This is a genomic window from Wolbachia endosymbiont of Pentidionis agamae, assembly GCF_036711655.1.
Lineage (GTDB): Bacteria > Pseudomonadota > Alphaproteobacteria > Rickettsiales > Anaplasmataceae > JAZHPY01.
This window is the reverse complement of sequence record NZ_JAZHPY010000056.1, coordinates 1-6,938: the sequence shown is the minus strand read 5'-3', so window position 1 is coordinate 6,938 and position 6,938 is coordinate 1. Positions and strand designations below refer to the sequence as shown.

Below are 6,938 nucleotides of genomic sequence, written 5' to 3'. Positions count from 1 at the left end.
TGCTGAACATGGTCATACAGACATTGTAAAATTTCTAATAAATCATAAAGCAAATGCTGATGCTACTGATAATTATGGTATAACTCCTTTACATGAAGCTGCTGAATGTGGGCATACAGACATTGTAAAACTTCTAATAGAAAATAAAGCTAATGTTAATGCTCTTGATAGATATGGCAAAACTCCTTTATATTATGTAATAGATTTAAAAACTAAGCTATTACTCTTGCGCAACATTGCAGAATTAGAAATTTCTAATCCTGATATCATTTATAATGTTGGGTTTCAGAAAAATAAGAAAATTATAGAAAATGATGAAAGATTTTGGCCTTATTATGAAAAGCATAAGAAAAAAATTCAAGAACTTAAGCAAGAGTACGGAGAGCTATATCAATTTTTTCAAGATACAAAAATTGATAACTTAGTAAAGTTATGGTGTAAGCATCAGAGTATACGAGATCAAGAGGAATTGAAAGATAATTGGAAAAAATATCCAAAAGATTATGTTTCTACTCTGTTTTGTAATTATGGTAAAGTAAAAAAGCATATTTTTATTGAAAATAATAAACACTTTATTAACTATTTATTTGATTGTAAGAATAAAGAATTACAAAATATGCTATACGATGAATTAGTTGACTTTATACGGAAAAAAGAAACTGAATTCCAGTCTAAAATATCTAAAACACTTGCAAATGTTTCCATGCCAAGAGTTAATATAGTTAATTATGATATTTCTAAATTAGTTCCTAAAACACTTTACCAGATGTCATTGATTGCTTTTATGAGAAAAGTAGATAAGGAGGAGAAAGAGGAACATGCTAAAGTAGAGAAAGAGGAACGAGATAAACATGCCAAAAATAAAAAAATAGGATATTATAGCTCCATATCTCTTGCAGCTTTTTCGCTCGTAACATATACAGTATGTGCTGCTATAGGGCTTGAGTTATTACCTGCAATTGGTGTAGCGCTTAGCATTGGTTTGCTTATGGCTATCGTTACAGCTGGTGTTATGTATTATGTTCTAAAGCCTGATATGTGTACTAAACCTGATGATAATTTGAAAGGTGTTAATATGGAACAAATAGTAGGGATAACAAATGTAAGGACATAGGTTTCGAAAGTCTAATGACTGGAATAGATGAAACTACACCGTCCACCTAAAATGATCTTCATCACAGAAGGTTCTGTTGTGCCCAAAGAGAAGGTTTTTCTCAGGAGAAGGTTGGTATATATTATAAAATATGTATTATAAGAATGATGATAAAGGTATATTGAAAATATGGCTAAATTTGTTCTTTCTGTTGATGGTGGTGGAATTAGGGGAATAATCTCAGCAGTCATATTAGCAGAAATAGAGGAAAGAACAAGGAAGCCAATATCACAGATATTTGATTTAATGGTAGGAACTTCAACTGGTGCAATTGTATTGGCTGGGGTTAGCAAAAAAGATAAACCTCTTTATTCTGCAAGTGAAATGGTTGAGCTTTACCAGGAGTCTGGACAATATATATTTATGTCTTCGTTTCCAAGAAAATTGGTGTCGTGGTTTTATTGTGCTCAATATTCTCATAAAAATATTGAGTACGTATTAGATAGGTATTTTGGTGATTCCACTCTTGCAGATATATCGAGTAATTTACTAATTACTAGTTATGATGTGCACAACGGATGTCCATTCTTTTTTAAAAGCTGGAAGAAAGATAGAAATTTCACAAAGCTGAAAGATGCATTAAGATCATCTACAGCAGCACCTACTTATTTTGAACCAAAGTACCTTAAAATAAATGATATGGAAAGAGTTTTAATTGATGGAGGTGTTTTTGCTAATGATCCTGCAGCATGTGCCTATGCGAATAGCAAAAGATTATTTCCAGATAGCGATATAGTTCTGTTTTCAATTGGTACTGGCAGATTACCTAATGCTACTAATATAAACTCAAAAAGATATGGAAAGATAACATGGATAAAACCTTTGTTAGACATTATGTTTAGTAGCAGTATTGATGCTGTGGATTATGAGCTCCATAAAATATTAGAGTGTGAATACATAAGAATACAATCTCCATTAAAAATGGCATCCATTGAAATGGATAATGCTACTACAGAAAATATTAAAAACTTAAAGAAAGAAGCTCAAGTAATGATCAGTAATAATCAACAAGCAATAGAAAAGCTTTGCAAGATGGTAACATAAAAAACTCTATGAGTTCTCATAAGGTGTCTGAAAACTACTATAATAGGTAAGAAAAACGTGATATAAACAGTATTAAAATGTGAGATTAAGATGTACCCTAGTGATATAAAGAATGGGAAATTTTGCAGCCATATTTTGAACCAAAAAAGACAGGTAGAGCGAGAAAACACGATATTAGGATGCGGTTAAGATATGTAATGAGGACAGGTTGTCAATGGAGGAAATTACCTAAAGCGTCACATTGTTGTGGATATACTTGGTCTACAGCAGAAGTACAAAGCAAGCACAAGCATTCAAGATCGTGAAGGGGCTTTTGGCTGAAGCAAGAAAAAAATTTGCTACATTATTTTTTGCTGATCAAGGATACACTGGCAACCTTAAAAATAGATGCTTAATAAAAACAGATGGACAATACCTAAGAAAGCTATTAGTAGAATTTGAGTTCATATTTAAGCGCTGGATTGTTGAAAGAACTTTTGCTTGGCTTTCAAACTTTAGACGAATGAGCAAAGATTATGAACATTCTTCTCACACTTCAAAACCAATATTTTCATGACTACTATTATGTTGCGTAAATTAGCTCATTCTTAAGTTTGCAGACACCTTCTTAGTGCAGTTATAGATTAAAAAATAGAATAAAGTGCAGCTCAGAGAAGGAAAACATGGTAAACTCCAGTATTTAAGCAATAATCACCCACGAAAAAAGATATTACGGAACTTTACTATTCCGTCGAGGATTTTTGTTGTGTGGTAGATGAGAATTTTGCAAATAGGCTCTTTATCAAACTGCAAAAAACACACCAGAGTATCAGAAATAGCGTACTCAGAAATTCTAATCATAATCCTACTATACAACCAATCGCCGTGTAAAAACTTTAAAGTTTTTTACGTATTTTGCCCTCCATTTTACAAATTAGATTTTCCCAAATTGCCTTCATATGATTGACAGGACTTTTGTTTGATGACATATTAAGCTATTTCAAGAGTTGTTTGATAGAGGCTTGAAACTAAAGTAAAAAAGAGGATGAAAAACGTATTAATCCCTTTAAAAGAGAAGATTTTGTTATGAAAGAGATCGATTATCGAAACGGTTTGTGGCTACCTGAAGAACAAATTTGAACTTGAGCACACTCGACATAGATCCCCAGTAAATTTCTTGGTGCACATTTTTTCTACTCTCGCTTCATGTTCCTTGAAACCACAAAAACCCTCTGTTTCCTGTACTTTCTTTGTCGGCTAATACATAGTTGGAGTGTGTTATGACCACAGCTTTTTATCTTTTTTTAAATTTTCTGGCACTGTGTTAATATTGATAATTTAATAGATATAAAGTAAGATCTGTTTTTTCATTCAACAGTAACGGACTTCGCAAGATTTCTTGGATAGTCTACACTTAGTCCCTTTTTCACTGCAATAAAGTAAGCTAAAAGTTGCATTGCAACAATATAAATTATTGGAGTGGTAAATCTATCAACTTTTGGTAGCCTTATTATTTTTTCACAAATACTTTGCAAGAAAGGAATGCCCTGCTCGTCTGTAAAAGCGATTACCTTTCCTTTTCTTGTAATAATTTCTTGCACATTTGCAAGTGTCTTAAAGAAAAGATTATCATAAGGAATTATTGCAACAACAAGTACGTTCTCATCAATTAGAGCTATCGAGCCATGCTTCATTTCTCCTGCTGCGATACCAATCGTATTAATATATGAGAGTTCTTTTATTTTTAAAGCACCTTCCATAGCAACACCATATGATGTGCCTCTGCCCATTAGAATAACTTTGCTGTACTTTAAAAATAAATTAGATACATGTTCTATTTTTTTTATATGTAAAATATATTCCACGTACTTAGAAATGCAAGGAAAAGTATCACTCTTGACTGAAATACCTTTTATTGTTGCAATTTCTAAAGTAAAACATACAAGAGCAGCAAGCTGACTTAAAAATGTTTTTGTTGAAGCAACGCCAATCTCAGGACCAGCAATGGTATGAAACACCATATCTGACATTCTTTCTATGCTGCTGTTTTCCGTATTAGTTAAACTAATAGTAAATTGTTTCTGTGCTTTTGCATAACGTAAAGCCTCTATAGTGTCAGCTGTTTCACCAGATTGAGAGATAAAAAGTCCAATACTTTCACTTTCTAGCATAACATCGCTGTATCTAAATTCTGACGAAATCTCCAAGTACACTCGAACTTGAGCAATACTCTCAAGCCAATACTTAGCTATTAGCCCAGCAAAATATGATGACCCACATCCAACAATAGTTATGTGAGAGAGCTTGGAGAATCTGCTCTGATTTTGATGTATCAAAGCTTTATATTGCTGATCAAACTGCTTTATTGTATTACTCAGCGCACATGGTTGATCAAAAATTTCTTTTAACATGAAACTTGAATACCCATTTTTACTAATAAGGAAATGACTTTGATTATTATTTTCAATGTTACGTTCAACTTGCACACCATTATTATATATAGTAACACTACAGGATTTTATTATTGCAATATCATTATCTTTTAAAAAAGATACTCTATTCGCAAACAAATTTAAAGTATTAAAATCTGATGCAGCTAGTGTACTATCACAATTATAGCCTATTGCAAGTGGTAAATTTCTCTTTGCAACAAATAAAGTATCAGGATATTCAGAAAGTAAAATAACTAAAGCAAACGAACCATGTAGCTTATTCAAACACTTCATTAACGCAGTAATTGGTAATAACCCTTTACTTAAATATAAAGTAAGCATATTTGGTATCACTTCTGTGTCAGTTTCAGTTTGGAATGAAACTCCTTTTCTTTCCAAACTCCTTTTTAGTATGTTGTAATTTTCAATGATACCATTATGAGCAACAGCAACACTATCTGTTTGTACAGGATGAGCATTTTTTAAGTTTGGAGGACCATGTGTTGCCCAGCGAGTGTGAGCTATACCAACTGCACCACTAGATATTTTTGTCTCTGCTATAACTTTGAATAATCTTTCAACTTTACCCTCTGATTTCTTTACTTCTATTTCACCTTCTCTACTTATTACTGCTATTCCCGAAGAATCATAACCTCTATATTCTAATTTTTGCAACCCAGACAATAAAATTTGTACAACAGAGTTACCACTACTGACTACACCAAATATTCCACACACTCTTAATACAATTAATCTTTCTACAGTTGAAATTTTTAAAGGCACTCGTTAAGCAAAATTTTTGAATACTAATAAGAGTTTTTATCCTCCAATCATATTACTACTCTTGCTTTATTTACTTTAATTGAAAAACTACTAAAGTCCATAGGTACTTCAGAAAAAAACATAATAAGCTATTACCTACTTAAATTCTAATGATAGCCTTTAATATATCGAGGATCAACCGAAATGTAAAAATTTTAAGTAATTTTTAACATTAATACCTCTTTCTCAACTTATTTTTCATATCACTATAAACTTACATATTATTTTTATCAAGATTCCTGATATGAAAATTACCCACTTTCATACAAAAATATTTGTTAAGAAAAATTGATAAAATATTTTTTCCGACAGACTATTTTGATTATCAATTTTTCTTCTTCTTGAGTTCATATTCCATCTTTTCAAGTCGATAAAAATTTTATAATGTAGACAATAAAAAGTTAAAACTTCATAATGTATGTATGAAAACTATTATAGTAGATAGTGAAAGCGTTAGACTGGATAGATATATAAGAAGGCATTTTCCAAATCTTAAACAGTCTATTCTTGAAAGATCCTTAAGGAAAGGTTTAATTAAAGTTAATGGATGTAAAGTTCAGTCTAGTAGTAGAGTGAGTTATGGTGAAGCAATAACAATACAATATTTAGATTGTATCTACCGAGTTAATGATAGTAGTAAAAGTGATAAAAAATTATTAGAATTATTACGAAATAACATTTTATACAAAGATAAATACTTACTAGCTATTAATAAACCTGCAGGCATTACAGTGCAAGGTGGCAAGAAAGTTATAATTAGTATTAGTGACTTACTTGATCAAATAATAGAAAAAGAAACGTTAAAAATTGTTCATAGGTTAGATAAAGATACCAGTGGTGTTATAGTATTTGCACGCAGTACTGAAGTAGCTAAGCATCTTATGCAGGAATTTAAAGAACGAAGAGTTAAAAAGGTTTATCTTGCTCTAACTTCTGGGACTCCAAGCAAAAAAATAGGAGTGATAGATCGCTCATTGATAAAAAAATATATCTTTGGTCAAGAAAAGGTAGTAGTTGATAAAAACTCTTCACGCCCTGCTATTACGCATTTCTCTCTTATAGAGAAGCTGAAGCATGACATTGCCTATTTAAAGCTGAGTCCCATTACTGGTAGAACACATCAATTACGCGCTCATTTAGCTTCTATTAACTGCCCTATCCTTAGTGATGGTAAATATGGAGGTAAAAAAGCTTTTGTTGAAGGCATATCAAAACAGATACATTTACATTCTACTTCTCTATCATTCAATTTGCCTAATGGCCAAAACTTAACAATTGTAGCACCGATTTCACAGCATATAGAGCAATCTCTTAAAATTTTAAATTACTCAAATTTAGAAGCATTATAAATGTACATAAGAAATGAGTAATTAAAGAACAGGCAGAACTTACAAACAAAAGATTCAAAGCGTATAGAAGCAAGCGTTTTAGTCTAATAACCTAAAGTGTGTATTAAATTAACGTCTTGGAAATGAAGTACTAGGTTTGTATAAATCTTCATCAGTTGT

General features: G+C 31.5%; 6 protein-coding genes and 1 pseudogene. 6 read left to right on the top strand and 1 reads right to left on the bottom strand.

Annotated elements, in window-relative coordinates:
* The 5 genes and pseudogenes from V6U76_RS03740 to V6U76_RS03725 form a co-directional block, all read left to right on the top strand.
* Positions 1 to 1,114: ankyrin repeat domain-containing protein (locus V6U76_RS03740; protein ID WP_333023693.1), on the top strand; the 1,114-nt coding region annotated here is incomplete at its 5' end.
* A gap of 168 nt (positions 1,115 to 1,282) precedes the next feature.
* Positions 1,283 to 2,197 carry a patatin-like phospholipase family protein gene (locus V6U76_RS03735; protein WP_333023692.1) on the top strand — a complete coding sequence of 305 codons (915 nt, stop codon included), beginning with the start codon at positions 1,283 to 1,285 and terminating at the stop codon, positions 2,195 to 2,197.
* A 122-nt stretch (positions 2,198 to 2,319) separates the two neighbouring features.
* Positions 2,320 to 2,502, top strand: a complete 183-nt coding sequence (locus V6U76_RS05600) for a hypothetical protein (RefSeq protein ID WP_408647423.1) — start codon at positions 2,320 to 2,322, stop codon at positions 2,500 to 2,502.
* Positions 2,439 to 2,753 carry a hypothetical protein gene (locus V6U76_RS03730; RefSeq protein ID WP_333023691.1) on the top strand — a complete coding sequence of 105 codons (315 nt, stop codon included), beginning with the start codon at positions 2,439 to 2,441 and terminating at the stop codon, positions 2,751 to 2,753. Before V6U76_RS05600 ends, V6U76_RS03730 begins: the two co-directional genes overlap by 64 nt.
* Before the next feature lie 152 nt (positions 2,754 to 2,905).
* Positions 2,906 to 3,437, top strand: a pseudogene (locus V6U76_RS03725) (transposase).
* 106 nt (positions 3,438 to 3,543) lie between these two features.
* Here V6U76_RS03725 and glmS read toward each other — a convergent pair.
* The gene (glmS, locus tag V6U76_RS03720) at positions 3,544 to 5,346 is read right to left on the bottom strand and encodes a glutamine--fructose-6-phosphate transaminase (isomerizing) (RefSeq protein WP_333023695.1); all 1,803 of its coding nucleotides are present in this window, start codon (positions 5,344 to 5,346) and stop codon (positions 3,544 to 3,546) included.
* Positions 5,347 to 5,852: 506 nt separating this feature from the next.
* Between glmS and V6U76_RS03715 the strand changes: the two genes are divergently transcribed.
* Entirely contained in the window at positions 5,853 to 6,779 is a 927-nt protein-coding gene (locus V6U76_RS03715; protein WP_333023689.1) for an RluA family pseudouridine synthase, read from the top strand.
* The last annotated feature ends 159 nt before the right edge of the window (positions 6,780 to 6,938 follow it).